We start from the raw sequence: 25,494 nt of genomic DNA, 5'->3' as shown, positions 1-25,494 counted from the left end.
CAACGCTGTGGAGCGCCTTGGAGCAATCTATTTATAAGGCCGGCACTCTACCATAGGCATTTGTGCCGGAGCCCCAGGAAAAACCTGAACTGCTTAGGTTTTTAGACCCCAAGCTGACCCTCACTGCAGCGCCATGGTGGCGCGCGACAGATTGTCCGGCTAGCAGGCTTTCATCACGCGCTGGGGTCTCTATGCCGTGGTTTGGTGGTAAGCTCGCGCACCATGAAAATGCCTACTTCTCGCCCCGTAGTGCTGTGCCTGTCTGGTCACGACCCCAGTGGTGGTGCCGGCCTGCAAGCCGATATCGAAGCCCTGCTCGCGCAAGGCTGTCACGCCGCCCCAACCGTGACCGCGCTGACCGTGCAGGATACCGTCAACGTGATGGATTTCCGCGTACTCGACCGCGACTGGGTCTTGGCCCAGGCCAATGCGGTGATCAGCGACCTGCCGGTTGAAGCCGTCAAGCTGGGCATGCTCGGCTCGGTCGAAATGGTCGAAACCGTACTGGAAATCATGCAGCGCCTGCCCGGCATCCCGCTGGTCTGCGACCCCGTGCTGCGCGCTGGCGGCGGCGGCGCCCTGGGCAAGGATGAAGTGGGCTTCGCGATGCGCGAACGCCTGTTCGCCGTGTCGACCATTGCCACACCAAACCTTCCAGAAGCACGCATCCTCGCCGAACTGCCAGACGGTACGGCCGACGAGTGCGCGGACAGGCTCCTGCAGCATATCCAGCACCTGTTGATCACCGGCGGTCATGGTGATGAGCATCAGGTGCACAACCGCCTGTACTCGCGTGATGGCAGTCGCCACACCTTTACCTGCCAGCGTTTACCCGGCAGCTACCACGGCTCGGGCTGCACCCTGGCCAGTACTTTGGCCGGCCGCCTGGCGCTGGGCCAGGAGCTGGTCAGCGCCGTCGAGTTTGCCCTCGACTACACTTGGCGCACTCTGCGTGATGCCGAACAACCTGGGCATGGCCAGTACATTCCGCGCCGCTTGCCCTTAGATTTTTGCTGATGGAGCGCACCTGATGAAACTGCGTGGCCTGTATGCCATCACCGACAGCCAGCTCCTCGAAGGCCGCCTACTGCCCTACGTCGAGGCCGCACTCAAAGGCGGGGCAAAACTGCTGCAGTACCGAGACAAGTCGACCGATGAAGCCCGCCGTTTGCGCGAAGCAGAGGTCCTGCGTGAGCTGTGCAACCGCTATGGCGCGGCGCTGATCATCAATGATGACGCCGAACTGGCGGCCCGCTTGGGCGTAGGTCTGCACCTGGGGCAAAGCGATGGCTCCTTGTCAGTAGCGCGCGCCCTGCTCGGCCGCCAGGCGATTATCGGCGGCACCTGCCACGCGCAGCTTGAACTGGCTGAAGCGGCGGCCAAAGAAGGGGCCAGCTACGTCGCCTTCGGCCGCTTTTTCAATTCCAACACCAAGCCGGGCGCGCCCAGCGCCGACGTGGCGCTGCTCGATGCCAGCAAAGGCCGGATCAACCTGCCGATCGTCGCCATTGGCGGCGTGACCCTGGACAACGCACCCGCGCTGATTGCCCACGGCGCGAGCATGGTCGCGGTCATTCACGGCCTGTTCGCGGCCGACTCCGCCGCCGACGTCGAGCGCCGCGCCCACGCCTTTAGCGCCCTGTTCAACCCTGGCTAATGGCCTGGAGCCGTTTTTAACGTCGCACAGCGACGTCCCAAGGTTGGCCGCCACGGACGGCAGGCCATAACTAATTGTTCACAGGGGCGACACGGCTCGCCCCGCATCCCAGTTTGAGAGGCCCTGCCATGTCCCGTTCCGAAGCCCTATTCAATGCAGCTCAGAAGCACATCCCCGGCGGCGTCAACTCGCCTGTGCGCGCCTTTAAAAGCGTCGGCGGCACGCCACTGTTCTTCAAGCACGCCGAAGGCGCCTACGTCACCGACGAAGACGACAAGCGCTATGTCGATTACGTCGGCTCCTGGGGCCCGATGATCCTCGGCCACAGCCACCCTGAAGTGCTCGACGCGGTGCGCAACCAGCTGCAGCACGGCCTGTCCTACGGCGCCCCGACCGCCATGGAAACTGAAATGGCCGACCTGGTGTGCAGCCTGGTGCCGTCGATGGAAATGGTGCGCATGGTCAGCTCCGGCACTGAAGCGACCATGAGCGCTATTCGCCTGGCCCGTGGCTACACCGGCCGCGACAACATCATCAAGTTCGAAGGCTGCTACCACGGCCACTCCGACAGCCTGCTGGTGAAAGCCGGCTCTGGCCTGCTGACCCAGGGCGTACCCAGCTCGGCAGGCGTGCCGGCGGATTTCGCCAAACACACCCTGACCTTGCCGTTCAACGACATAAAAGCAGTCGAGCAAATGCTTAGCGAAGTCGGCGACAGCGTGGCGTGCATCATCGTCGAGCCGGTGGCCGGTAACATGAACTGCGTGCCGCCGGCACCGGGCTACCTGCAAGGCTTGCGCGAGCAGTGCGACAAGCACGGCGTGGTGCTGATTTTTGACGAAGTGATGACTGGCTTCCGCGTGGCCCTCGGCGGCGCGCAGGCGTATTACGGCGTCACCCCGGACCTGACCACCTTCGGCAAGATCATCGGCGGCGGCATGCCGGTTGGCTGCTTCGGCGGCAAACGCGAGATCATGCATTGCATCGCCCCACTCGGCCCGGTCTACCAGGCCGGCACCCTGTCGGGTAACCCACTGGCCATGGCCGCGGGCCTGACCACGCTGCGCCTGATCAACCGCCCTAGCTTCCACGCCGAACTGACTGACTACACCAGCCGCATGCTGCAAGGCCTGCAAGAGCGCGCCGATGCCGCCGGCATCCCGTTTGTCACTACGCAGGCAGGCGGCATGTTCGGCCTGTATTTCAGCGGTGCCGACGATATCGTCACCTTCGACGACGTGATGGCCAGCGACGCTGAGCGCTTCAAGCGCTTCTTCCACCTGATGCTGGACGGCGGCGTGTACCTGGCACCGAGTGCTTTCGAGGCGGGTTTCACCTCCATTGCCCATGGCGATGCCGAGCTTAAAATCACCCTCGACGCCGCCGAGCGCGCCTTTGCCGAGCTGAAGAACGCCTGATGCAGCTCAGCACCGCGCTGTCAGATGGTGTGCTGGCGCTGGCTTGCCTGGCCTGCGCCATCGCCATCGGCAAGGCCCGCAGGCACTATGGCGAGGCCGATCAACCGGCCCTGTTCTGCGCGCTACTGGGCTTTCTGCTGCCGGCGGCAGCCGCCGTGGCCGGAGTCATTCGCTTTGGCTTCGACCCCAGCGCAGAGGCTGCGCATCTGTGGTTGAGCCAAGCCAGCAGCTTTCTCGGCCTGCCGCTACTCGGCGCCGCCGCGTTAGCGCTGGGCCGGGGCTGGCAATGGAGCCGCGCCAACTGGGGCCGCATCCTGCTCGGGCTGTGCGCCTTCTTCGAACTGTTCCGGCAACTCAACCAGCTGGAGGACTATCGCCTGCTGCTTAATCTGGCGACCTTACTGCTGATTGCCTACGCCGGCGCGGTGCAGTGGCCCAAGCGCGCGCCGCCAGTGGTGGCTGGCATGGTCGTAGGGCTGTTTCTGCTGGCCGGAGTAGCCGTAGGTACTCACGGTTTTATCGGCTCATTACGGCGTATTGATCTGTTCCACGCCCTGCTGACGCCGGCGTATCCGTTGCTGGCCTGGCTGCTGCTGAGCCTGCCTGGCAGCGCAAAACTGGGCAGCATGGAAGAAAACCCGGTAAAGACTTTGTAAGTACGCCACTGCTTATTTCATAATGTGACGGCCGCCGCGTTCCGGCGGCCAGGCTGAACGCCTGTTTTGCATCCCGAGGTAAATGGACTTTCATGAAACGCACCGGCCGCACCCTCTCCCTGGGCTGCCTGCTGCTCCTACTCCCACTGCTCGCCTCTGCGGGCGGTAACTCCTTGCTGATCCCCGCGCTTGGCAGCTGCTCACTCAACACTGCCGCCGAAGAACTGCCGTCCGCCCTCGACGCTTGCCAACAAGCCGCCCTCAAGGGTGACGTGCAAGCGCAATTTGAGCTGGGCGAGTTCTACTACAACGGCAAGCGTGTCGAGCGCGACCTCAGCCAGGCGCTGCAATGGTTTGAGCAGGCCTCACTGCAAGGCCATGCACAGTCGCAATACCACCTGGGCATGATGTTTTTCCGCGGCGAAGGCGTGCCGGCGAATGCGGTGCAAGCCTATATCGTGCTGAAAATGGCCGCAGTGAATGGCTCGGACGAGGCCATGGATAGCGCCGACCTGATCGCCGCGCAAATGCCACGCAATGAACTGGAAATCGCCAGCCAGGTGCTCGGGCAAATCTTCCGTAACTACCTGCTGGAGTTGCAGAACGCCGACACCCTGACCTCGCCGTTCGCGCCGCTACCCTGATTCAACACATCTAACACGCGTAGACGCTGTTTAAGATCTCGCGAGCTAGAGCACTGCAAGGCAAAAACAGGCGAGGAAGCGGAGTGTGCTTTTGTACATGAGCACTCCGAGCCTGTTTTTAACGCCGCAGGGCCGACGCGCAGCAGATCGTATGCAGACTCTTACTTATCCGGCATCGGCATGGGGAACGGCATCACATTACCGCCGCCCTTGGCCTCGCTGATTTTCGGTGTGCCCAGGCGCTCGACTTCGTCGATACGGATGATCGCGTGCATCGGGATAAAGCTGCGCACCACGCCGTCAAACTGCGCTTTGAGCTTTTCTTCGCTGGGGTCGACGACCACCTGAGTGCGTTCGCCGAAGACGAACTCCTCCACTTCCAAAAAGCCCCACAGATCGCTCTGAAAGATCTGCTTGGCATACATTTCGTACACCTGACCCTGGTTGAGGAAAATCACCTTGTAGATGGGTTCGCGCTTGCTCATGGTTATGCAGTTCGTACCGACAGGTTGATTAAAAGGGCGCGGATCATAGCATAGCCACCCGACAGGCAATGCTAGGAACCGGAGCCTTCGGCCTCTATAATGCGCGGTTCGTCGAATCACTCTTGTTGAGCGCGCATGACCAAGAAGCTTTATATCGAAACCCACGGTTGCCAGATGAACGAGTACGACAGCTCGCGCATGATCGACCTGCTGGGTGAACATCAAGCCCTGGAAGTCACCGAGCAAGCGGCAGATGCCGACATCATTCTGCTCAACACCTGCTCGATCCGTGAAAAAGCCCAGGACAAGGTGTTCTCACAGCTTGGCCGCTGGCAAAAGCTGAAGATCGCCAACCCCGACCTGGTGATCGGCGTCGGCGGCTGCGTGGCCAGCCAGGAAGGCGCAGCGATTCGTGATCGCGCGCCCTACGTCGACGTGGTCTTCGGCCCGCAAACCCTGCACCGCCTGCCGGAAATGATCGACGCCGCACGCACCACCAAGATCGCCCAGGTCGACATCAGCTTCCCGGAAATCGAGAAGTTCGACCGCCTGCCCGAACCGCGCGTCGATGGCCCCAGCGCCTATGTGTCGGTGATGGAAGGCTGCAGCAAGTACTGCACCTTCTGCGTGGTGCCCTACACCCGTGGCGAAGAAGTCAGCCGACCGATGGCCGATGTGCTGGGTGAAATCATCCACCTGGCCGAACACGGCGTGCGAGAAATCACCCTGCTCGGGCAGAACGTCAACGGTTACCGCGGCGCAACCCAGAACGGCCAGATTGCCGACTTTGCCGAACTGCTGTATGCCGTGGCGGCCATCGAGGGCATCGACCGCATTCGCTACACCACTAGCCATCCGCTGGAGTTCTCCGATGCATTGATCCAGGCTCACGCCGAGATCCCCGAGCTGGTGAAATACCTGCACCTGCCGGTGCAATCGGGCTCCGACCGCATTCTCGCGGCGATGAAGCGCAACCACACCGCGCTGGAATACAAGTCGCGCATCCGCAAACTGCGCGCGGCCGTGCCGGACATTCTGATCAGCTCGGACTTTATCGTCGGCTTCCCCGGTGAAACCGAGAAGGACTTCGAGCAGACCATGAAGCTGGTCGAGGATGTCGGCTTCGACTTCTGCTACTCCTTCGTCTACAGCGCGCGCCCCGGCACCCCGGCAGCCGACCTGCCCGACGACACGCCGCTGGAGCTGAAAAAACAGCGCCTGGCACTGCTGCAGCACCGGATCACTCAGCAGGGCTTTGAGAACAGCCGGCGCATGGCCGGCACCGTACAGCGCATCCTGGTCAATGATTACTCGAAGAAAGACCCCGGCAGGCTCCAGGGCCGCACCGAGAGCAATCGCGTGGTCAACTTCCGCAGCGACAACCCGCGCCTGATCGGGCAATTTGTCGATGTGTATATCGACGAAGCCATGCCCAACTCACTGCGCGGCACGTTGCTCAACGAAACCGACTGCAACTAAAGCCGTAGCGGCCCGAGCTTCCCCCTCGCGGCCGCTAGCGCTATTCTCCGCTCACTACCCCAGCCGACTGGCGGCCATCACACGACCTTGAACGCATCCATAGAACCACTCCGCTTTATCCTTGAACCCTTCGAGGCACGCCGCTTCGCTAACTTGTGCGGTCAATTTGATGAGCACTTGCGTCTCATCGAGGCGCGTTTGGGCATTGAGTTACGCAACCGCGGCAACCAGTTTGAACTGGTTGGCAGCGCCGGCCAGACCAACGCGGCTGAGCAGTTGTTGCGTCGCCTGTACCGCGAAACCCAAAGCACCGAGCTGTCGCCCGATATGGTTCACCTGTTTTTGCAGGAGTCTGGCGTCGAAGAGCTGAGCAATCCGGTCGCCGAAGCCAACATCGCCCTGCGCACACGCAAAGGCATGATTCGCCCACGCGGGGCCAATCAGCAGCGCTACGTCAAAGCCATCCTCGACCACGACATCAACTTCGGCATTGGCCCAGCGGGTACCGGTAAAACCTACCTGGCCGTGGCCTGCGCCGTCGATGCCTTGGAGCGCGAGCAGATCCGCCGCATCCTGCTGGTCCGCCCAGCGGTTGAGGCCGGCGAAAAACTCGGCTTCTTGCCTGGCGACCTATCGCAGAAAATCGACCCCTACCTGCGCCCACTGTATGACGCCCTTTACGAGATGCTGGGTGTCGAGCAGGTGGCCAAACTGATCGAGAAACAGGTGATTGAAGTTGCGCCGCTGGCCTATATGCGCGGCCGCACGCTGAGCAACAGCTTTATCATCCTCGACGAAAGCCAGAACACCACCCTGGAACAGATGAAGATGTTCCTCACCCGGATTGGCTTCGGCTCCACGGCGGTAATCACGGGCGACATCACCCAGATCGACCTGCCGCGTGGCACCAAAAGCGGCCTGACCCACGTGATTGAAGTATTGCGTGACGTGCCGGGTATCAGCTTTACCCACTTCAACCCTAAAGATGTGGTGCGCCACCCGCTGGTGCAGCGCATCGTCGAAGCCTACGAGCGGTTCGACGCCAGCCAGGCCCCTTTCGACGCCAAGGTGCAGCGGCATGATTGAGCTTGACCTGCAAATTGCCAGCGACGCCGGCAATCTACCGACCGAGGAGCAGTTTCGCGCCTGGTGCGCGATTGCCCTGCGCCAGCGCAGCGCCGATTCCGAGTTGACCATTCGCCTGGTCGATGAAGCCGAAGGCCGTGAACTGAATCACACCTGGCGGCAGAAGGATTACGCGACCAACGTACTGTCCTTCCCGGCCGATGTACCGGACGAATTTCTGGATATCCCGCTGCTCGGCGACCTGGTTATTTGCGCGCCGGTGGTCGAGCGCGAAGCCGCTGAACAAGGCAAAAGCCCAGAAGCCCATTGGGCGCACTTGGTGATCCACGGTTGCTTGCATCTGCTCGGCTATGACCACATCGAGGATGAGGAAGCCGAAGAGATGGAAGCACTGGAACGAGAATTGCTGGCTGAACTGGGTCACCCTGACCCGTACGCCGATGAAGATGAACCCACACACAACACAGAAGGTTCCTGAGTAACCACCATGAGCGAAGACCGATCGAGCAACGAGCAGACATCCTGGTTTAACCGACTGACCCAGGCGTTTGCTCATGAGCCGAAAAACCGCAAGGAACTGCTGGAAGTCCTGCGCGAAGCGCATCAGAACAAACTACTCGACAGTGAAGCACTGGCCATTGTCGAAGGCGCCATCCAGGTCGCCGACCTGCAAGTTCGCGACATCATGGTTCCGCGCTCACAGATGATGAGCATCAAGGCCAACCAGACGCCCAAAGAGTTTCTGCCCTCGATCATTGAAGCGGCGCACTCGCGCTACCCGGTGGTGGGCGAAAGCCTCGACGATGTGGTCGGTATCCTCCTGGCCAAGGACCTGCTGCCGCTGATCCTCTCGGGCGAACAGCCCAACTTCAACATCAAGGACCTGCTGCGCCCGGCCACCTTCGTGCCCGAGTCCAAGCGCCTGAATGTGCTGCTGCGTGAGTTCCGCGCCAACCACAACCACATGGCCGTGGTCATTGATGAATACGGCGGTGTCGCTGGCCTGGTGACCATCGAGGACGTGCTCGAGCAGATCGTCGGCGACATCGAGGACGAGCACGACGTCGAGGAAGACAGCTACGTTAAGCCGTTGCCGTCGGGTGACTTCCTGGTCAAGGCACTGACGCCGATCGACAGCTTCAATGAAACCTTCGATACCGAGTTCTCCGATGACGAATTCGACACCGTCGGCGGCCTGGTAATGAGCGCCTTTGGCCACCTGCCCAAGCGTAATGAAGTGACCGAAATTGGCGAGTTCCGCTTCCGCGTTCTCAACGCCGACAGCCGCCGCATTCACCTGCTACGCCTGACGCCGATCAATAACTGATCCCCTAAACGGCCACCTTAATCGGTGGCCGTTGCACATAGCCGGCCCAGCAACGCCCCACCTTCCCTCGCCGCCTATTGCCCTTTACCCTTTGCGCCACCTCAATCCAAGGATCTGCATGCAATGCACTGGATAACTCGACCTGGCTGGCCCGGCAACCTGATCGCCCTACTCGCAGGCGCCATCACGCCATTGGCGCTAGCGCCCTTTGATCTGTGGCCGCTGGCCATCCTCTCGATTGCCCTGTTCTACCTCGGCCTGCGCGACCTGACGCCACGCCAGGCGACGCTGCGCGGTTGGAGTTATGGCTTTGGCCTGTTCGCCGCCGGCACCAGCTGGGTGTATGTGAGCATCCACGATTACGGTGCGGCCTCGCCGCCCCTGGCGGTATTTCTGACCCTGCTGTTTGTTGGCGGGCTGGGCTTGCTGTTCGCCCTCAGCGCTTGGGTCTGGACGCGCTGGCTGCGCCGGGTTGAAGCGCCACTGGCTGATGCCCTGGCCTTTGCCGCGCTATGGCTGGCACAAGAGGCCTTCCGCAGCTGGTTCCTCACCGGTTTCCCCTGGCTGTATGCCGGTTACAGCCAGTTGGATGGCCCACTGGCCGGCCTCGCCCCGGTGGGCGGTGTATGGCTGTTGTCTTTCTGCCTGGCGCTGAGCGCCGCGCTGCTGGTGAACCTGACGCAGTTGCGCGCGCGTAAAGCGCTTCTCGCCATCGGTATTGGCCTGCTGTGCGCCCCCTGGATCACGGCTATAGCCCTCAAGGGCCACGCCTGGACCCACGCCTCGGGCGAGCCACTGAGCGTGTCGGCCATGCAGGGCAATATCGAACAAAACATGAAGTGGGACCCCGAGCAGCTCAACGCCCAGCTAGCGCTGTACCGCGACATGACCTTCAGCGCCAAACCGACTGATTTGATCATCTGGCCGGAAACCGCCGTGCCGGTACTCAAGGATCGCGCTCAGGGTTACCTCGGTGTAATCAACCGTTTCGCCAATGAGCGCAATGCCGCGCTGATTACCGGCGTGCCTATTCGCCAGAGCAACGAACGCGGTGAGCAGCGTTACTACAACGGCATCAGCGTGGTTGGCCAGGGCAGCGGTGACTACCTCAAGCAGAAGCTGGTGCCATTCGGTGAGTACGTGCCGTTGCAGGAGGTGCTGCGCGGCCTGATCGCCTTCTTTGACCTACCGATGTCGGACTTTGCCCGGGGCCCGGCCGAGCAAAGCCTGCTGCAGGCCAAGGGCCACTCAATCGCGGCGTTTATCTGCTACGAAGTGGTTTATCCGGAGTTCGCCGCCGGCCTGTCGGCCCAGAGCGACCTGCTGCTGACCATCAGCAACGACACCTGGTTTGGCCGTTCCGCCGGCCCACTGCAACATTTGCAGATGGCGCAGATGCGCGCGCTGGAGGCCGGCCGCTGGATGATCCGCGCCACCAATAACGGGGTGACCGCGCTGATCGACCCGCAGGGCCAGATCACCGAGCAGCTGCCGCAGTTCGAACAAGGTGTGCTCTATGGCCAGGTACAACCCATGCAAGGGCTGACGCCTTACCTGTACTGGCGCGGCTGGCCGATGCTGATTATCTGCCTGCTGCTGTTTGGCTGGGCGTTGCTCGCCAGCCGCATGGCCAAGACACTTTAACGGCAGGTGCACCCTACAAAAGTGCCTATATTCGGCGAAAGAATCGGCAAAACTCGCGCAGCTCCGTCTGCGCGTCGCCAATGCTGACCGGGGTGAAGCGCAGCGGGTGGTGCGCCGGGCACTGCGCCAGACGGCCTTGATCGAGCGGGTGCAACCAGCCCAGCAGCGGGTAACCGCCCATGGTCTGGTGATCGGCCTGCAAGATAATTGGCTGGCCATCCGGCGGCACCTGAATCGCCCCACGGCCAACGCCCAATGACCACTGCCGTTCTGGCGGGCGCAATGGCTCACCGATCAGCCGCGCGCCCATGCGGTCGGAGCGCGGGCTGAGCTGCCAGGTTTGGGCAAAGAAGCCCTCCAGTTGCTCCTGCGCAAAACTCGCCGCATCGCCGCCGGTAATCACCCGCAACAGGGGCTTGCAGCGGTAATCTGGCAGATAGGGCCAAGGCACGCTGGCCGCATGACTGAAGTGTGCCGGCCCACAAGCCAACACATCCCCAGCCTGCAAGGCTCGCCCCTGCCCCTCGCGCAACTGCACACTGACACTGCCCAACACGGGCGCTGCATGAAAACCGCCGGCCACCGCCAAATACGCACGCTGGCCGCTACGGGCAAAGCCCAAGCGCAGCTGCTGACCTTTGCGCAGCGGCAGTCGCGTCCACAGCGGCTGTGGCTGATCATCCAGGCTCAGCGGCACCTGGGCACCGACACCGCCACCCAGGTGTCGACCTCGGCCTGCAACTCGACGCCGCCCAGGGCGATTTCCAACAGCGGCGTGCCCCAGGGATTATTCAGCAGGTGATTAGCCCAGGCCGCCGCCTGCCAATCCATTGGCCCGGCCGGCGACACGCCGAGGTGTTGCCAACCGCGCCGCCCAGCATCCTGCAGCACACTTTGCGGCCCGGGTTTGAGCACGCGCAGACCGCTCATGGCTGGCCGCCCTCACGGATAAACTCGCGCTCACTGATACTGCGAAAGCGCACCCGATCGCCCAACGCCAAGGGACACGGTGGCGTTTGCGCCGCATCGAATAGTAACCAGGGGCAGCGGCCGATCAGGTGCCAGCCGCCGGGCGAGCTCTGCGGGTAGATCGCCGTTTGTCGCTCGGCGATTGCCAGGCTACCGGCCGGCACGGAAATACGCGGGGTGGCGCGACGTGGCAACGCCAGCCGAGCATCCAACTCGCCGAGGTAGGCGAAGCCCGGCGCAAAACCAATCGCGCCGACGCGGTATTCCGTCGCCGCATGCAACTTGATCACCTCGGAAACACTCAACCGACACTGCCGGGCGACGTCAGCCAGGTCTTCACCGTCATAGCAGATGGGGATTTCATGCAGTTGCCCGGCTTGCCCCGCAAAGGGTTCAGCCAACCACGCTTCCAGCAGCGGTTTGAGTCGTTCAGCCAGCTGCAGATGGTCAGTACGAATCAGGTCATAGTGCAGCAGCAGGCTGGTCCAACCGGGTACCAGATCGGTCAGTAGCTCCCCCAGCTCATCGCGGATACGCGCAGCCAGCAAAGCGATACGCAGCGGTAATTGCCCATCCGGATGTTCGGCCAGCACCAGCAGCAGCGCTTCGGCACCTGCCGGTTCCAGGCGGATCATAGGGCTTCCAGCATCGCCCGCAAACGCCGCAGTACGGCCAGCGAGTCGGCGTTATCACCATGCACACAGAGGCTGTCAGCACGCAGTTGCAATGGCTTGCCGTCGATATCGGCAAACGCCTCGCCCCGGGCAATCGCCAGGGCCTGCTCAAGAATCCGCTGCGGATCATGGTGCACCGCGCCACTTAAACGCCGCGGCGCCAACTGGCCATCGGCCAGGTAAGCGCGATCAGCAAAGGCCTCGAACATCAGCGGCACTGCGGCTGCATCGGCCAAGCGCCGCTCACGGCTGTTATCAGCCAAGGCCAATACCATCAGCGGCAAGCCTCTGCGGTAACTGGCGCAGGCCTCAAGCACTGCATTGAACAGCACATCGTCCCGCACCAGGTCGTTGTACAGCGCGCCATGCGGTTTGACGTAAGCCAGTTGAGTGCCCGCCGCACGACAGAAGGCATCCAGCGCGCCGAGCTGATACAGCACCAGCGCGCTGACCTCCTCCGGCGAGCAGGCCATATGCCGGCGACCAAAACCCTGCAAGTCGGGGTACGCCGGGTGCGCACCGATGCTCACCCCATGCTGCAACGCCAGAGCGACGGTGCGTTGCATGGTCAGGGGGTCGGATGCGTGAAAGCCGCAGGCCAGGTTGGCTTGATCAACCAACGGCATGGCATGGGCATCATCACCCATGTGCCACACGCCAAAACTTTCACCCATGTCGCAGTTCAGCAGGATTCTTTTCATGCTCGCCAGCTTAGAGCGCCAGCGCCCTGTCGGGAAGCCTTGCCTCGTCACTCAAGCCTCACGGCAACGCCGTGAGCGGCCAGGCCAAGCCGCTCGTGTAAGAGCAGGCTATCCACGGCCAAAAGCACAGCGAAACAACTTGAAACAAGCGCAAATGAAACTATTTATCACTTGCACCTACTTCTGATTAGAATTCGCGGACAACATGAATTAACACTTGGAGTTTTCGATGCATCCCGCCTGCTCTCGCACCGCCCTGGCTAGCGCCGTCACACTGGCTACCACCCTAACAACCAGCGTCTACGCCAATCAACCTGTGACCTTGAGCGACGTGGTGGTTTCAGCATCAGGCTTTGAGCAGAAAATCACCGATGCGCCGGCCAGCATCAGCGTTATCAGCAGTCAAGACCTGCAACAGAAACGTTACAACAACCTGGCGCAGGCGCTGGGCGACGTGGAAGGCATCGACATCGGCCAAAGTACCGGCAAGACCGGCGGCCTGAACATCAGCATTCGCGGCATGCCCAGCCAGTACACCCTGATTTTGATTGACGGTCGCCGGCAGAATGCTGCGGGCAACGTTACCCCCAATGGCTTCGGCGAAACCTCCACCAGCTTTATGCCGCCACTGTCGGCAATCGAGCGCATTGAAGTGATCCGCGGCCCAATGTCGACCCTGTACGGCTCCGACGCCATGGGCGGTGTGGTCAACATCATCACCAAGAAAGTGGCCACCGAGTGGACCGGCTCCCTGACCCAGGATTACACCTATCAGGAACACCGCGACTTCGGTGACACCCGCAACACCAGCGTCTTCGCCAGCGGCCCGCTGATCGACGGCCTGCTCGGCCTGCAGGTGCGCGGCAGCTTGTTTAGCCGTGAAGAGTCAACCCTGAGCTACGGCGACGGCATCGACGTCAGCGCGCGCGGCCCATCGCCAGTCGAGGGGGATAACAACACGCTCGGCGCACGCCTGACCCTGACGCCCCATGAGAATCACGACTTTGGCCTGGATGTGGAGCGCGGGCGGCAGGCGTATAACAACGACGAGTGCCAACTGGGCACCCTCGATGGTCAGAATCAAGGCTGCACCGGCATAGACAACATCAGAGCTAATGGCTATGCGGACGAACTGCGCTTCGAGCGCGAACAAATTGCCCTCACCCACACTGCTCGCCTCGGCTTCGGTACGCTTGAGTCCAGCTTGATGCATAACACCACCGAAACAATCGGCCGCACGATCCCAGGAACTATCGGCAACCCAACAATTGTCCCCGGTGCAATCGGCGGTGATGACCGCGACTTGGAAACCACTAATCTGGTTTTTGATACCAAGCTGGTAGCCCCACTCGGTGAGTCCCATATAGGCACCATTGGCGGCCAATGGTGGGACGCCGAAATGACCGATGGCATAGCCCAAACCACCTTTGAGCAAAAAACTTGGGCGGTGTTCGCCGAAGACGAATGGCGCCTGCGTGACGATCTGGCTCTGACACTGGGAGCGCGCTACGACGACCACGAAACATTCGGCGGGCATGTCAGCCCGCGTGCCTACCTGGTATGGAATACCACGGACAATTGGACCCTCAAAGGCGGCGTCAGCCGTGGCTACCGCACCCCGGACTTGAACGACCTGTATGGCGGGATAAACGGCGTTACTCGCCAGGGCCAGGTCGTCACTATCGGCAACCCCTCGCTAGAGCCAGAAACCACCACCAGCACAGAGTTCGGCATCTACTTCGATAATTTGGCCGGTTTCACCACCAATGCCACGCTGTTCCACAATAAATTCAAAGACAAAATATCCAGCGGCGACGATATTCAAATAGTCGGGCGTCCGGGCATCCCCAACGGCACCTACTCGCAACAAATCAATATCGATGAGGCCGTCACTCAAGGCCTGGAACTGGCCGCAAGCTGGCAGTTTGCGCCAGCCTGGACCCTAAGCGGTAACTACACCTATACCGACAGCGAGCAAAAGAGCGGCGACAACAAAGGCGAGCCCCTGACCAACACAGCGAAACACCTGGCCAACGCCAAACTCAACTGGCAAACCAGCGACCGCCTCAATTTGTGGCTGAAGAGCGAGTACCGCGGTGAGCGGGCGCGCTTCACTTCCACATACGAGAACCTGGCAGATAGCGGTCGTTACTCCACCAACCAGTCGATCTACGACACCCTGGGCAAGAACACCAAGGCCTACACCCTGCTCCACTTGGGCGGCTCGTTTAAAGCCACAGAAAACCTGACGCTAAACGCCAGCATCTACAACCTGCTGGATAAGGACTTCGTCGAGGGTAAAGCGTATGACACCTACAGCTACGCCAATAATGGTTCTTTGACGATGGGCACTGCCTACGGCACCGACTTCGCTCACTCCACGTCTGGTACCACTGGCGTTCTGGAAGAAGGCCGTCGCCTCTGGCTGTCAGCCAACCTCACCTTTTAAACCCAGGTTGATCGCCTGAATAAAAGCCCGCAGCCCTCAACGGCTGGCGGGCTTTTGCATAGGGGCTGTGAGGTCACCCACGAAAACGCGAATGTATGTTATTGGTAAATTATTAGTATTCAATCTCGAATACCCCTTAAAATCCGCGCTCATTAACCCGCTGCATAGCAGCCAAATTATTCGCTCAACATCGCGACATAGGATCCCCATGCGTCCCTGGTTTGGCACCCTGCGCCAATGGCACTGGATCAGCTCTGCACTGTGTCTGGTTGGCATGCTGCTGTTTGCGGCCACCGGTATCACCCTCAACCATGCCGCGCAGATCGAGGTCAAACCGCTGGTCATCAACCATCAGGCGCACTTGCCCGCCGCCCTACAGGCCGAGCTGCAAGCGCAACCGCCCACCCAGGGTATGCCGCTAGCCCTGCGCCAGTGGCTGCAAAGTGAGCTGCCGATTCGCCTGGATGGCCGTGATGCCGAATGGTCGGATGGCGAGTTGTATATCGGCCTGCCCCGCCCCGGCGGCGACGCCTGGCTGAGCCTGGACATCAACGTCGGCGTACTGGAGTTCGAGTCCACCGACCGCGGCTGGATTGCCTACCTCAACGACCTGCATAAGGGCCGTAATACCGGCGCTGCCTGGTCATGGTTTATCGATGTATTTGCCGGGCTCTGCGTAATTTTCAGCCTCAGCGGCCTGCTGCTGTTGCAGCGCTACGCCTCAAATCGCCGCAGCACGTGGCCAGTGGTGTTACTGGGGCTGGTGTTGCCCGCCCTGCTCGCGCTGCTGTTTATTCACTAAGGAATATTGCTATGCGTAAACGCTTGTTGCCCCTAACCGCGCTATTCAGCGCACCGGCTTTTGCCGCCAGCCTGGACGTTGCGGTTGAAATCCCGCGTCTGCAGGTGGCCGAGTACCACCGCCCTTATGTCGCCATTTGGGTTGAACGCCCCGACCAGAGCCACGTGGCCAATTTGGCCGTTTGGTATGACGGCAAGATGGCCAACAAAGAAGGCGAAAAATGGCTCAAGGACATGCGCCAGTGGTGGCGCCGCAGTGGTCGCAGCCTGGAGATGCCGGTGGACGGCATCAGCGGCGCAACCAAAGCAGCCGGCCAGCATAGCTTGAGCTTCAGCGAGCAAGACCCCGCATTCAAAGATCTGCCTGCCGGCGAATACCGCGTGGTGGTTGAAGCCGCACGGGAAGTCGGTGGCCGCGAACTGCTGCGTGTGCCCTTCCAGTGGCCGATCCAGCATGCCGCCAGCACCAGCGTCCAGGGCACCAGCGAACTGGGTGCCGTTAGCCTGAAACTCAAACCCTGACTAAGGAAGTTTTCATGACCCCGATGATCAAATGGACCGCCCTGACGCTGGCCATCTGCCTGCCGCTTTCCGCCCAGGCGCACCGTGCCTGGATGCTGCCTTCGGCAACCGTACTGTCCGGTGAAGACCCGTGGATCACCGTCGATGCCGCCGTCTCCAATGACCTGTTTTACTTCGAGCATTTCCCGCTGCAACTGGAAGGTATCGGCAAGCCTTTGCAACTGGCTCCGCGTGGCCAGCAAAACCAAGCAGCCGCCGCCAAACCCGCTCAGCCCGGCCCGATAGCCGCTAAGCCGCCGATGCGCCGCCCGGCCAGCAAGCTGCAAATCCTGGCGCCAGACGGCAGCGCAGGCACCGCCGAGTTCGGCAATGTCGGCCGCTACCGCAGCACCTTCGATGTGCACCTGACGCAGAAAGGCACCTACAAACTGGCAGTAGCCAACAGCGGCCTGACCGCGCGCTGGAAAGATGGCGAGCAGAACCAGCGCTGGATAGGCAAGGCCGAAGACTTCGCCGCCCAGGTACCGGCCAACGCCAAAGACCTGAAAGTCAGCCAGAGCAGCAGCCGCATGGAAGTGTTCGTCACCTCCGGTCAGCCGACCAACAGCGTGCTGAAAACCACCGGCGTCGGCCTGGAGTTGGCCCCGATCACTCACCCCAACGACCTGTTCGCTGGTGAAGCAGCCGAGTTCAGCCTGCTACTCGATGGCAAGCCGGCCGCCGGCGTGGAAGTCAGCGTGATCCCCGGTGGTAACCGCTACCGCGATCAGAGTGGCGAGATCGCCCTAAAAACCGACGCCAAAGGGGCCTTCAGCATCACCTGGCCGACGGCTGGCATGTATTGGCTGGAAGCCGAGATGACCACCCAGGACGGGGTAACGGCGCCGGCCACCGAGCGCCGCGCGGTGTACAGCACCACCCTGGAAGTGCTGCCGCAATAAGCGCGTGCAGAACAGGCCAGTTGCTGGCCTGTTCCCTCGGCACAAGCCGTTCGCTGAGCGACTTGTGCCGAGGGTCATGCATCGCCTATTGAGCGCGCGCCGCTAATGCAACAGCGCAGCCGCCCGGCTGCCGGCCGATCACCCGCCCAGCAAAACCGCTCCTTGGACGTTACCAAATGCTCCGCCCCACTGTTCTGCGCTACTGGCCGCTTGTCGCCGGCCTGCTCCTGGCTTGGCTGCTGCTTTGGCTACAACCGCCGCGTGAGGTTTGCGCGGGCCTGATTACCCTGGCTTATCTGGGTTTCTGCGCACAGTGCGGCTACCGCCAGCGGCCTCACGCCGTCGCCGAGCCTATAAATCAGGGCGTACGGGTTGCCTACGCCAGCCAAAGCGGCCAAGCGCAAACCCTGGCCGAACGCAGTGCCACGCAACTGCGCGAAGCCGGCATCCCGGCGCAGATCATCAGCCTTGCGCACCTGCGCCCAGAGCACCTGCAGGGCCGCATGCTGTTTGTCCTGAGCACCTATGGCGAAGGCGAAGCGCCGGATAACGGCGTGCGCTTCGAGCGCCTGCTGCAAGACCCGCATCTCGACCTCAGCCCGCTGGACTATGCCGTACTGGCCTTGGGCGACCGCGACTATCAACACTTTTGCGGCTTCGGTGAACGGATTGATCGCCTGCTTCACCAGCGCCACGCCAACCGCTTGTTTGATCGCCTGGACGTGGACAAAGCCGATGCCGGCACACTGCGCCACTGGCAACAACAACTCGGTCACCTGGCGGGTGGCCATAACTTTAGCGATTGGCAGCCGGCGCAGTTTAGCGAGTGGCAACTCAGCCACCGCGCCTGCCTAAACCCCACAAGCGCTGCCGCGCCGCTGTATGAATTGACGCTTACGCCGGCGTGCGAACAACACTGGCGTGCGGGCGATATTGCCGAAGTGGGGCCGCGCCACCCACTCGAACGGGTGCAGCAGTGGCTAGACACTCTGGCGCTGAATCCTGCCCACATCCTGCCCGATGCGTGTCGCCTGGATGAAGCCCTAAGCCACCATCAGCTGCCCAGCGAACACACCGCCTTGCAGGGGCTGAGCGGCGAACAGCTGCTGACGCAACTGCCACGGCTGGCACACCGCGAATACTCCATCGCCTCGACGCCTCGCGACGGCGCTCTGCAACTGCTGGTTCGGCAGGCGTACAGCAACAACGGGCAACTTGGCATAGGCTCCGGCTGGCTCTGCTGTTACGCCGAGCCGGGCCAGAACATCGCCTTGCGTATTCGCGCCAATCCCTCTTTCCACGGCCCTGCGGCCCACACGCCGCTGATCCTGATCGGCAATGGCAGTGGCCTGGCAGGTTTACGCAGCCATCTGCGTGAGCGCGCCCTGACGCCCGGCAGCCGCAACTGGCTGCTGTTTGGCGAACGCAACCGCGCGCACGACTTCCTCTGCCAGGACGAATTACAGACCTGGCAGCAAGACGGTCACCTAGAGCGCCTGGACCTGGCGTTCTCCCGCGATCACGCGTCGAAACGCTACGTTCAGCATCTGCTGCGCGAGGCGGCCGATGAGCTGCAGCAATGGCTGGCCAGCGGCGCAGCCATCTATGTCTGCGGCAGCCTGGAAGGCATGGGGCGCGAGGTGCATCAGGTGTTGCTCGACCTGCTCGGCGACCCGGCGCTGGAGCAGCTCACCGAACAGGGTCGCTACCGGCGGGATCTGTATTGAGCCAAGCGTTTAGCGCCGGGCATTGTTTGCCGGCGCAGGTGACACCAGCGCCAACTCGTTTTTAGCGCACGACTAGCCGCCCTACGTGAGCACAGGAAACACCCGCCCACTCACAGCCGTAACCGCCCCACGCTAGGTAAACCGCTAACCCGCAGCGGGTCGCGCTCACTGCGCCGTCATAAGGCAATCCGGCGGACGCCTCACCCCCAGCGGCCAATCATGATGAGCGCCAAGAAAATCATCGACCAAACAAAAGGCCGCCCTGCAAACAGGGCGGCCTCGGTTAACGCTCAGCGCAATTAGAAATGCACGTTGGTACTCAGCAAAGCGGTCCGCCCAGCAGCCTGGTTGGCAAAGTGGGTATAGGCCTTGTCGTAGTAGACCTCATCAGTCAGGTTCTGCACGTTGAGTTGCAGGTCGACGTTTTTGCTTAGCTTGTAGCTCGCCATTGCGTCGTAGCGCACATAAGAATCCAGCACCACCGAGTTCGCCGCGTTGCCGAACACTTCATCCATGTAGAACGCGCCGCCGCCCACGGTGAACTTGTCCGTCACGTCGTACGTCGTCCACAGGGTGAAGCTGTGGTTCGGCGTATTGGTCAGCTGATTACCCTGATTGGGGTTTTCCCCGGGTGCCACTGTCGCGCCACGCCCCACCGACGCCTTGCCTGGATCAACCAGCTCACTGTCGAGATAGCTATAACCGGCGAACACTTGCCACTTGTCGGTGATCTGGCCGCTGGCGCTCAGCTCAAGGCCGTCGACACGCGTCTCACCGGCGTTTTCATAGGTGTTGTCCGCTACCAGCACCCGTGCATTGGTCTTCTCGGTCCGGAAGATGGCGGCGGTCAGCGACAACCGATTAGCCAGCAGATCCCACTTGGTGCCGATCTCGTAGTTGCGCGTTTCTTCCGGCTGCAGGTCACTGGAAACCAGCGGCGCCGACGTGGATGTCAACGCGTTGCCTTCCTGCCCTTCACCCAGCATAGAGCCCGGCGGTGTAGCCGAAGTGGCGTAGGACACATAGATGCTGCCGTTGTCGGCAGGCTTAAACACTAAGCCCAACTGGCCGGTGACGAACTCACTGGTGTCTTCGCCTTTGCTGGTGGTCACACTGTCAGCGTCATAGCTTTTTGAGTCGGTGGCGAAGTGGTCGTAGCGCAGCCCGGCGTTCACTAACCACTGCGGGTCCAACTCAAGGGTGTCGAAGAAATACAGCGCGCGCGTACGGCTGGAGGTGTCGGTACCGGCATAGTTACGGCTAACGCTACCGGCCCAAGGGTCATCAGGGTTCGGGTTGCCCAGCGAGGTGCAGTTGTAACCGCTAGGGGCACCGATGATGTTCGGCCGACAGTTGTTGCTGGCCGCGCCACCTGTCGCCGGTGTGGTATCGGTGTTGACCGAGTAAGAGGATCGTTTACTGACTTCTCGGCTCAATTCAATCCCGGTGGAGAAGTTGTTCTTAAAGCCGCCAAGGTAAAACTCACCAAACAGGTCGGTCTGGTTGGTGGTCGTCGCCGTGTTGCTCACCCGACTGTTGATCCGCCGCCACACCGTACCATTGGCCACGTTGCCTTTGCTGTCATCCGGCTGGGTAAGGATGTAATCCTGCATGCTGTTGCCGTGGCGCAGGGTGTTTTTCAGGGTCAGCGCATCGTTCAGGTCGTGCTCGATCGCCACCGTAAAGGTGTCGGTACGGGTTTTACGGAAGTCGCGATCGGTCAGGCCATAGAAGTTACTGCTATCGCCGCCATCAACAGGCTTATCCGGATTGGCTGATGAGCGCGCAGTGCCTCCCGAATTCATGCTGAACGGGATCCCCGAGTCCGGCAGATCGTTGCTTTCCATGTGGTAGAAATCGAGGTTGAGGCGGGTCGAGGTGCCCATGCCAAATACCAGCGACGGGGCGATCCCCCAGCGGTCGTAATTGACCTTGTCGCGCCCCGCCACATTGCTTTCGTGGCTCATCAGGTTGAGGCGGCCAGCAGCGCTGTCGCTGAACTGGTAATTGCCATCCAAGGTGTAACGCTGGGTCTGGTCGGAGCCCCAGGTGAAGCCGCCGTCGAAGGAATTACCGACATGGGCTTTTTTGCTCACCAGGTTGATGCTGCCACCCGCCGCGCCACGCCCGCCAATGGCGGAGTTCGGGCCCTTAGCCACCTCGATCGATTCAACCGCAAAAATCTCACGGCTTTGTGAAGCGGTATCCCGCACGCCGTCCAGGTAGGTGCTGTCTTGCGAGTCGAAGCCACGGATAAACGGTCGGTCGCCCTGTGGGTTACCGCCCTCGCCCGCCCCCATGGTGATGCCCGGCACGGTTCGCAGTGCGTCCTGCAGGCTGAGGGCGTTGGTGTCTTTAAGCACTTGCTGCGGCACCACGGTGACTGAACGCGGCGTATCAACCAACGGCGCGGTGTACTTGCTCGACTGCACCCGCTCAACCTGATAGCTGGTTTCGTCAATCGCCTGACCTACAACATTCACCGCATCGAGCACCAAGGCTTCGCCCTTTGGCTCTTCAGCGTGTGCCTGTTGGGTCGCGGATAAGCCGGACAGCGCCACGCCGACGGCAGTGGCGAGAAAACGCGGGGTAAATGCCGATTGATCGGTAGTCGTGCAAGACATCAAGTGTTCTCCACCCAGAGATAGTTGTGAGCGGGGCGGAAATTAGACTAAACGATAAGCAATATCAATTAGATTATGAAGAACCCTGAAACATTCCGAAAAGCCCTGTTACATCTCATCGAGAATGCCTATCATTGCCAGCAGCTCCTAATCAGCGGTTTTCACCATGCTTCTACACATCCCCGGCGTGTTCAGCCAAGAGGACGTCGCCACCATCCGCACGGCGCTTGAGCAGGCCGAGTGGGCTGATGGCAAAGCCACAGCGGGTTATCAGTCCGCCAAAGCCAAGCACAACCTGCAGCTTGCCGAGGACCATCCACTCGCCCGGCAGATTGGCGAAGCCATGCTCCAGCGCCTGTGGAGTAACCCTCTGTTTATGTCTGCGGCACTGCCGCACAAGGTGTTTCCACCGCTATTCAATTGCTACACAGGGGGCGGCAGTTTCGACTTCCACATCGACAACGCCATCCGCCAGGTCCGTAACAGCGCGGAACGGGTGCGCACCGATATCTCCTCTACCTTGTTTTTCAGCGACCCCGCCTCTTACGACGGTGGCGAGCTGGTAATCGAGGACACCTACGGCACCCAGCGGGTCAAGTTTGCTGCGGGCGACTTGGTGCTCTACCCGGCGACCAGTCTGCACAAGGTTGAGCCCGTCACGCGCGGCACCCGCCTGGCCGCATTTTTCTGGACCCAAAGCCTGGTTCGCGACGACGGTCAGCGCCGCCTGTTGTTTGACATGGACCAAGCCATCCAACACCTGACCCGCGACGTACCGGAGCACCCGGCACTGATCCAGCTCACCGGGAATTACCACAACCTCCTGCGCCGCTGGGCCGACCTGTAAGCGCATGGCCATCCTGCGCGGCACTGCCGCCATCACCACCGCAGAACTGACCCAGATGCTATCCGGCACGCCCAGTCAGCGCGCACGGGCGATACTGGCCGCCGCCAGCACTGGCCACCCCGACGCCCAGGTAATGCTCGGGCAGATTCTGTTGCAAGGCCAAGGCATTGAGCGCGACGCACAGCTGGCACTGGTCTGGTTTCGCATCGCTGCCGCGCAACAGAACGCCATGGCGTACAACATGCTCGGCCGCTGTCATGAACACGGCTGGGCCGTACCAGCCGACCCAACGCTTGCCGCCGAGCATTACCAACACGCGGCCGACCAAGCTCTGGATTGGGGCTTGTACAACCTGGCCAACCTGCTCGCCACCGGACGCGGGGTAAAGCAGGACCTCGAACGCGCCTTCAGCCTTTACCTGCAAGCGGCTCAAGCCGGGCATGCCAAGTCAATGAACCTGAGCGGACGTTGCTACGAGGATGGCTTGGGCGTCGAGGCGGATGCCCGCAAGGCGCTTTACTGGTACCAGTGCGCGGCCGCCGCAGGCGACTTCCGCGGCCAGTACAGCCTGGCCGCCGTGCTGGCTGCGCAGGGACAAATAGCAGACGCCGAACAGTGGCTCCGGCAAGCACTGACGGGCGGCAACCTGAACTTTCTACGCAGCACCCGCGCCGCCCTGCTGCAAACCGCGCAACCGAGCATTCGCGCACTGGCCATCGACTATCATCGCCGGGCCGCCGAGCTGGGCAGCCCGGACGACCAAGCCTGCTACGCGGCGCTGACCACCTGAGCGGCCGAGTTAGCCCAGCCCAGCACCATCACTCAGACGCAGGTCGGCTCTTTAGCCTCGCCAACCGCTCCAGCGTAGTCATGGCTGAGGAAGTGCTCGAGCGAGTCATCGAGAATTTCCAGCCAAGGCGCGGGTAGTTCGGGGGCCGCAGTGCCGGTCACGGTCGAGGTGTAGCACTGGTTGCGATAGCCCATGATGTCGACCTTCTTGTCCTGCTTCCAGCGCTTGAACAACTCACCCTGGGCCTCGACGGCAAAATCGGGATAGTCGGTCGGCTGCAGCAGATCGCGCACATAAGCGGCCTGGAAATCGATTTCAGCACTGGCGTTTGCCAAGGCTTCTTCGCGGCCCAGCCAGTCTTGCATGTCCGCCTGCATGGCCGGCGCATCCGGCAAGGGGATCCGCCCCAGCATGACATCACGGGCGTACCACGCCTGGGCATCGAACATGTTGAAGGTGAAGTACTGATCCTGCATGCCGAGGTAGATCAACCGCGGGTTACTCTCCCAGAAGATGCCCTTGTACAGGCTCTGCGGGTAAAGCCGGTTGTGCGTCTGCAGGCGCAAGTCATCCGGTAGGAACGGGAAACTGTGCTGGTAGCCGGTACACAGAATGATCACATCCACCGCTTTGCTGCTGCCGTCACTGAAATGCGCCACGTTGCCGTCCAGGCGCTCCAGCAGCGGCACTTCGGTAATACCGGCCGGCCAGTCGTAACCCAATGGCCTGGAGCGGTAGCTGAAGGTCACCGACTTGGCACCGTACTTGTGGCATTGGGTGCCAATGTCTTCGGCCGAGTAACTGCTGCCGACCAGCAGCAAATCTTTGTCCTTGAACTCCAGCGCATCGCGGAAGTCATGGGCATGCAGCACCCGCCCCGGGAAACGCTCGACGCCAGGGAAATAAGGCACGTTGGGCGTGGAGAAGTGCCCGGTCGCCACCACCACGAAATCGAATTCCTCGGTGCGCAGCTGGTCCGTTTGGTGGTCCATCACCGTGACGCTGAAGCGCTGCGTGTGTTCGTCAAAGCTGACCCAACGCACGGCCGTTTCAAAGCGGATGAATTTGCGCACGTCTTTGCGTTCAATGCGCCCCATCACGTAATTCTTCAGCACTTCACGCGGCGGGTAGGAGGGAATGGCGCGGCCAAAGTGCTCGTCAAAGGAGTAGTCGGCAAACTCCAAACACTCCTTCGGGCCGTTGGACCAGAGGTAGCGATACATGCTGCCGTGCACCGGTTCACCGTGTTTATCCAGGCCGGTACGCCAGGTGTAATTCCACATGCCGCCGAGGTCACTCTGCTTCTCGAAGCAGACGATTTCGGGCATTTCTTCATGCGCGGCAAGTTGGGCGGAAACAAAGGATCGAAGTTGTGCGAGCCCGCTGGGGCCGGCCCCAAGAATAGCGATTTTCAGGGACAAACCTATCTCCTCTCAAATTGAATGGCCTTTTCACCCTAACGCGCTCGGCGCGCAACCATCAAGGCGTGTTCCCTGAACTTGATTCACGATGACTGCGTTTTCAGCGCAAAGTCGCGCAACCGAAAACGGCGTATAGGCCCACCTCATCGGCCATTCCAGGCCAGAGCACAGCGCCGATAGACAATGAAATATATTCATACAAATTGACGTTGGAACGCCCCAAATCACAGCCTGCCCCACCGAGCCAAAGAACGCCTAAGCCAGTTGAAACCAACTGCCGCGGACTGTTCCAGAATCGGGTAGGAGGCGGCCTCACGGCCGCCGTCCTCCCACACCACCGTGCGTACGGTTCCGTACACGGCGGTTCAGGCCATGCGGTTAAGCCGATTGATCGTATCCAGTATCGAGACCAGTCCAAGTCTGTCCCATAGCTTCTTCGGCAGCGCCTGATTCATATGCGGCGCTCCTGAGTTCCACCACGGGCCTCGGCCATTGAAGGCCGACTTGCAGGCACGCTCCTCGCTCAATCCCAGGCGCATCAGGTTGCGCGCCCTCGTAGAGGGCTGCTTCCATTGCCGCCAGATGACACAGCGAMGTTTGTGCCTGACCCAGCCATCCAGCTCTTCCAGTGG

Annotated in this window: 22 protein-coding genes and 2 pseudogenes; 17 read left to right on the top strand and 7 right to left on the bottom strand. The window is 61.3% G+C overall.

Annotation, left to right across the window (positions count from 1 at the left end):
• Positions 1-222: 222 nt before the first annotated feature.
• The 5 genes from SOP97_RS16885 (at position 223) to SOP97_RS16865 (ending at position 4,375) form a co-directional block, all read left to right on the top strand.
• Positions 223-1,017 carry a hydroxymethylpyrimidine/phosphomethylpyrimidine kinase gene (locus tag SOP97_RS16885; RefSeq protein WP_274087547.1) on the top strand — a complete coding sequence of 265 codons (795 nt, stop codon included), beginning with the start codon at positions 223-225 and terminating at the stop codon, positions 1,015-1,017.
• 13 nt (positions 1,018-1,030) lie between these two features.
• The gene (gene thiE, locus SOP97_RS16880; RefSeq protein ID WP_274087548.1) at positions 1,031-1,657 is read left to right on the top strand and encodes a thiamine phosphate synthase; all 627 of its coding nucleotides are present in this window, start codon (positions 1,031-1,033) and stop codon (positions 1,655-1,657) included.
• A gap of 128 nt (positions 1,658-1,785) precedes the next feature.
• Positions 1,786-3,075 (top strand): glutamate-1-semialdehyde 2,1-aminomutase, encoded by a 1,290-nt coding sequence (gene hemL / locus SOP97_RS16875; RefSeq protein WP_322950232.1) that lies wholly within the window; start codon positions 1,786-1,788, stop codon positions 3,073-3,075.
• Positions 3,075-3,731, top strand: a complete 657-nt coding sequence (locus SOP97_RS16870; protein ID WP_322950231.1) for a DUF6962 family protein — start codon at positions 3,075-3,077, stop codon at positions 3,729-3,731. The genes hemL and SOP97_RS16870 overlap by 1 nt, the downstream gene beginning before the upstream one ends.
• A gap of 92 nt (positions 3,732-3,823) precedes the next feature.
• Entirely contained in the window at positions 3,824-4,375 is a 552-nt protein-coding gene (locus SOP97_RS16865) for a tetratricopeptide repeat protein (protein WP_322950230.1), read from the top strand.
• Positions 4,376-4,536: 161 nt separating this feature from the next.
• Here SOP97_RS16865 and SOP97_RS16860 read toward each other — a convergent pair whose 3' ends face one another.
• Positions 4,537-4,860 carry a DUF1820 family protein gene (locus tag SOP97_RS16860; RefSeq protein ID WP_090249225.1) on the bottom strand — a complete coding sequence of 108 codons (324 nt, stop codon included), beginning with the start codon at positions 4,858-4,860 and terminating at the stop codon, positions 4,537-4,539.
• Between the two features lie 135 nt (positions 4,861-4,995).
• Here SOP97_RS16860 and miaB point away from each other — a divergent pair, with 135 nt between their 5' ends.
• The 5 genes from miaB to lnt all read left to right on the top strand — a co-directional run bounded on the left by miaB (position 4,996) and on the right by lnt (position 10,396).
• Positions 4,996-6,339, top strand: a complete 1,344-nt coding sequence (gene miaB, locus SOP97_RS16855) for a tRNA (N6-isopentenyl adenosine(37)-C2)-methylthiotransferase MiaB (RefSeq protein WP_322950229.1) — start codon at positions 4,996-4,998, stop codon at positions 6,337-6,339.
• Between the two features lie 87 nt (positions 6,340-6,426).
• The gene (locus SOP97_RS16850; RefSeq protein ID WP_322950228.1) at positions 6,427-7,425 is read left to right on the top strand and encodes a PhoH family protein; all 999 of its coding nucleotides are present in this window, start codon (positions 6,427-6,429) and stop codon (positions 7,423-7,425) included.
• Positions 7,418-7,903: an rRNA maturation RNase YbeY gene (gene ybeY, locus SOP97_RS16845; RefSeq protein WP_170048470.1), complete on the top strand. Its 486-nt coding sequence runs from the start codon at positions 7,418-7,420 to the stop codon at positions 7,901-7,903. The genes SOP97_RS16850 and ybeY overlap by 8 nt, the downstream gene beginning before the upstream one ends.
• A 9-nt stretch (positions 7,904-7,912) precedes the next feature.
• Positions 7,913-8,752 (top strand): HlyC/CorC family transporter, encoded by an 840-nt coding sequence (locus SOP97_RS16840; RefSeq protein ID WP_170048471.1) that lies wholly within the window; start codon positions 7,913-7,915, stop codon positions 8,750-8,752.
• Positions 8,753-8,875: 123 nt separating this feature from the next.
• Positions 8,876-10,396, top strand: a complete 1,521-nt coding sequence (gene lnt / locus SOP97_RS16835) for an apolipoprotein N-acyltransferase (protein ID WP_322950227.1) — start codon at positions 8,876-8,878, stop codon at positions 10,394-10,396.
• A 25-nt stretch (positions 10,397-10,421) separates the two neighbouring features.
• On the opposite strand, the pseudogene SOP97_RS16830 reads toward lnt, so the two are convergent.
• The 3 genes and pseudogenes from SOP97_RS16830 to SOP97_RS16820 form a co-directional block, all read right to left on the bottom strand.
• Positions 10,422-11,326, bottom strand: a pseudogene (locus tag SOP97_RS16830) (5-oxoprolinase subunit C family protein).
• Entirely contained in the window at positions 11,323-12,000 is a 678-nt protein-coding gene (pxpB, locus tag SOP97_RS16825; protein ID WP_322950226.1) for a 5-oxoprolinase subunit PxpB, read from the bottom strand. The pseudogene SOP97_RS16830 and the gene pxpB overlap by 4 nt, the downstream one beginning before the upstream one ends.
• Positions 11,997-12,740 carry a 5-oxoprolinase subunit PxpA gene (locus SOP97_RS16820; RefSeq protein ID WP_322950225.1) on the bottom strand — a complete coding sequence of 248 codons (744 nt, stop codon included), beginning with the start codon at positions 12,738-12,740 and terminating at the stop codon, positions 11,997-11,999. Before SOP97_RS16820 ends, pxpB begins: the two co-directional genes overlap by 4 nt.
• 229 nt (positions 12,741-12,969) lie before the next feature.
• Between SOP97_RS16820 and SOP97_RS16815 the strand changes: the two genes are divergently transcribed.
• The 5 genes from SOP97_RS16815 to SOP97_RS16795 all read left to right on the top strand — a co-directional run bounded on the left by SOP97_RS16815 (position 12,970) and on the right by SOP97_RS16795 (position 19,180).
• Positions 12,970-15,189, top strand: a complete 2,220-nt coding sequence (locus SOP97_RS16815) for a TonB-dependent receptor domain-containing protein (RefSeq protein WP_322950224.1) — start codon at positions 12,970-12,972, stop codon at positions 15,187-15,189.
• A 208-nt stretch (positions 15,190-15,397) separates the two neighbouring features.
• A complete protein-coding gene (locus SOP97_RS16810) occupies positions 15,398-15,991 on the top strand; it encodes a PepSY-associated TM helix domain-containing protein (protein ID WP_322950223.1) in 594 nt (197 codons plus the stop codon).
• An 11-nt stretch (positions 15,992-16,002) separates the two neighbouring features.
• On the top strand, positions 16,003-16,512 hold the full coding sequence (locus SOP97_RS16805) for a DUF2271 domain-containing protein (RefSeq protein WP_322950222.1): 510 nt from the start codon (positions 16,003-16,005) through the stop codon (positions 16,510-16,512).
• A gap of 14 nt (positions 16,513-16,526) precedes the next feature.
• Entirely contained in the window at positions 16,527-17,453 is a 927-nt protein-coding gene (locus tag SOP97_RS16800; RefSeq protein WP_322950221.1) for a DUF4198 domain-containing protein, read from the top strand.
• Positions 17,454-17,629: 176 nt separating this feature from the next.
• Positions 17,630-19,180, top strand: a complete 1,551-nt coding sequence (locus tag SOP97_RS16795; RefSeq protein WP_322950220.1) for a sulfite reductase subunit alpha — start codon at positions 17,630-17,632, stop codon at positions 19,178-19,180.
• A gap of 299 nt (positions 19,181-19,479) precedes the next feature.
• Here SOP97_RS16795 and SOP97_RS16790 read toward each other — a convergent pair whose 3' ends face one another.
• Positions 19,480-21,804 carry a TonB-dependent receptor gene (locus SOP97_RS16790; RefSeq protein ID WP_322950219.1) on the bottom strand — a complete coding sequence of 775 codons (2,325 nt, stop codon included), beginning with the start codon at positions 21,802-21,804 and terminating at the stop codon, positions 19,480-19,482.
• Positions 21,805-21,970: 166 nt separating this feature from the next.
• Here SOP97_RS16790 and SOP97_RS16785 point away from each other — a divergent pair, with 166 nt between their 5' ends.
• Together SOP97_RS16785 and SOP97_RS16780 are read left to right on the top strand one after the other, a co-directional pair.
• Complete coding sequence (locus tag SOP97_RS16785; protein WP_322950218.1) at positions 21,971-22,651, top strand: Fe2+-dependent dioxygenase; 681 nt, start codon at positions 21,971-21,973, stop codon at positions 22,649-22,651.
• 4 nt (positions 22,652-22,655) lie between these two features.
• Complete coding sequence (locus SOP97_RS16780) at positions 22,656-23,441, top strand: tetratricopeptide repeat protein (RefSeq protein WP_322950217.1); 786 nt, start codon at positions 22,656-22,658, stop codon at positions 23,439-23,441.
• Between the two features lie 32 nt (positions 23,442-23,473).
• Here SOP97_RS16780 and SOP97_RS16775 read toward each other — a convergent pair whose 3' ends face one another.
• Together SOP97_RS16775 and SOP97_RS16770 are read right to left on the bottom strand one after the other, a co-directional pair.
• The gene (locus SOP97_RS16775) at positions 23,474-24,862 is read right to left on the bottom strand and encodes an NAD(P)/FAD-dependent oxidoreductase (RefSeq protein ID WP_322950216.1); all 1,389 of its coding nucleotides are present in this window, start codon (positions 24,860-24,862) and stop codon (positions 23,474-23,476) included.
• Positions 24,863-25,227: 365 nt separating this feature from the next.
• Positions 25,228-25,494 (bottom strand): annotated as a pseudogene (locus SOP97_RS16770) (group II intron reverse transcriptase/maturase); the annotation flags it as partial.

This window comes from Pseudomonas spirodelae (assembly GCF_034653255.1).
Classification (GTDB): domain Bacteria; phylum Pseudomonadota; class Gammaproteobacteria; order Pseudomonadales; family Pseudomonadaceae; genus Aquipseudomonas; species Aquipseudomonas spirodelae.
This window is presented reverse-complemented; position numbering and strand designations above follow the sequence as displayed.

Bases quoted from the DNA above. Each gene is read 5' to 3' on its own strand.
- SOP97_RS16885 (WP_274087547.1), top strand. From the start codon at position 223: ATGAAAATGCCTACTTCTCGCCCCGTAGTGCTGTGCCTGTCTGGTCAC.
- thiE (WP_274087548.1), top strand. From the start codon at position 1,031: ATGAAACTGCGTGGCCTGTATGCCATCACCGACAGCCAGCTCCTCGAA.
- hemL (WP_322950232.1), top strand. From the start codon at position 1,786: ATGTCCCGTTCCGAAGCCCTATTCAATGCAGCTCAGAAGCACATCCCC.
- SOP97_RS16870 (WP_322950231.1), top strand. From the start codon at position 3,075: ATGCAGCTCAGCACCGCGCTGTCAGATGGTGTGCTGGCGCTGGCTTGC.
- SOP97_RS16865 (WP_322950230.1), top strand. From the start codon at position 3,824: ATGAAACGCACCGGCCGCACCCTCTCCCTGGGCTGCCTGCTGCTCCTA.
- SOP97_RS16860 (WP_090249225.1), bottom strand. From the start codon at position 4,860: ATGAGCAAGCGCGAACCCATCTACAAGGTGATTTTCCTCAACCAGGGT.
- miaB (WP_322950229.1), top strand. From the start codon at position 4,996: ATGACCAAGAAGCTTTATATCGAAACCCACGGTTGCCAGATGAACGAG.
- ybeY (WP_170048470.1), top strand. From the start codon at position 7,418: ATGATTGAGCTTGACCTGCAAATTGCCAGCGACGCCGGCAATCTACCG.
- SOP97_RS16840 (WP_170048471.1), top strand. From the start codon at position 7,913: ATGAGCGAAGACCGATCGAGCAACGAGCAGACATCCTGGTTTAACCGA.
- lnt (WP_322950227.1), top strand. From the start codon at position 8,876: ATGCACTGGATAACTCGACCTGGCTGGCCCGGCAACCTGATCGCCCTA.
- pxpB (WP_322950226.1), bottom strand. From the start codon at position 12,000: ATGATCCGCCTGGAACCGGCAGGTGCCGAAGCGCTGCTGCTGGTGCTG.
- SOP97_RS16820 (WP_322950225.1), bottom strand. From the start codon at position 12,740: ATGAAAAGAATCCTGCTGAACTGCGACATGGGTGAAAGTTTTGGCGTG.
- SOP97_RS16815 (WP_322950224.1), top strand. From the start codon at position 12,970: ATGCATCCCGCCTGCTCTCGCACCGCCCTGGCTAGCGCCGTCACACTG.
- SOP97_RS16810 (WP_322950223.1), top strand. From the start codon at position 15,398: ATGCGTCCCTGGTTTGGCACCCTGCGCCAATGGCACTGGATCAGCTCT.
- SOP97_RS16805 (WP_322950222.1), top strand. From the start codon at position 16,003: ATGCGTAAACGCTTGTTGCCCCTAACCGCGCTATTCAGCGCACCGGCT.
- SOP97_RS16800 (WP_322950221.1), top strand. From the start codon at position 16,527: ATGACCCCGATGATCAAATGGACCGCCCTGACGCTGGCCATCTGCCTG.
- SOP97_RS16795 (WP_322950220.1), top strand. From the start codon at position 17,630: ATGCTCCGCCCCACTGTTCTGCGCTACTGGCCGCTTGTCGCCGGCCTG.
- SOP97_RS16790 (WP_322950219.1), bottom strand. From the start codon at position 21,804: ATGTCTTGCACGACTACCGATCAATCGGCATTTACCCCGCGTTTTCTC.
- SOP97_RS16785 (WP_322950218.1), top strand. From the start codon at position 21,971: ATGCTTCTACACATCCCCGGCGTGTTCAGCCAAGAGGACGTCGCCACC.
- SOP97_RS16780 (WP_322950217.1), top strand. From the start codon at position 22,656: ATGGCCATCCTGCGCGGCACTGCCGCCATCACCACCGCAGAACTGACC.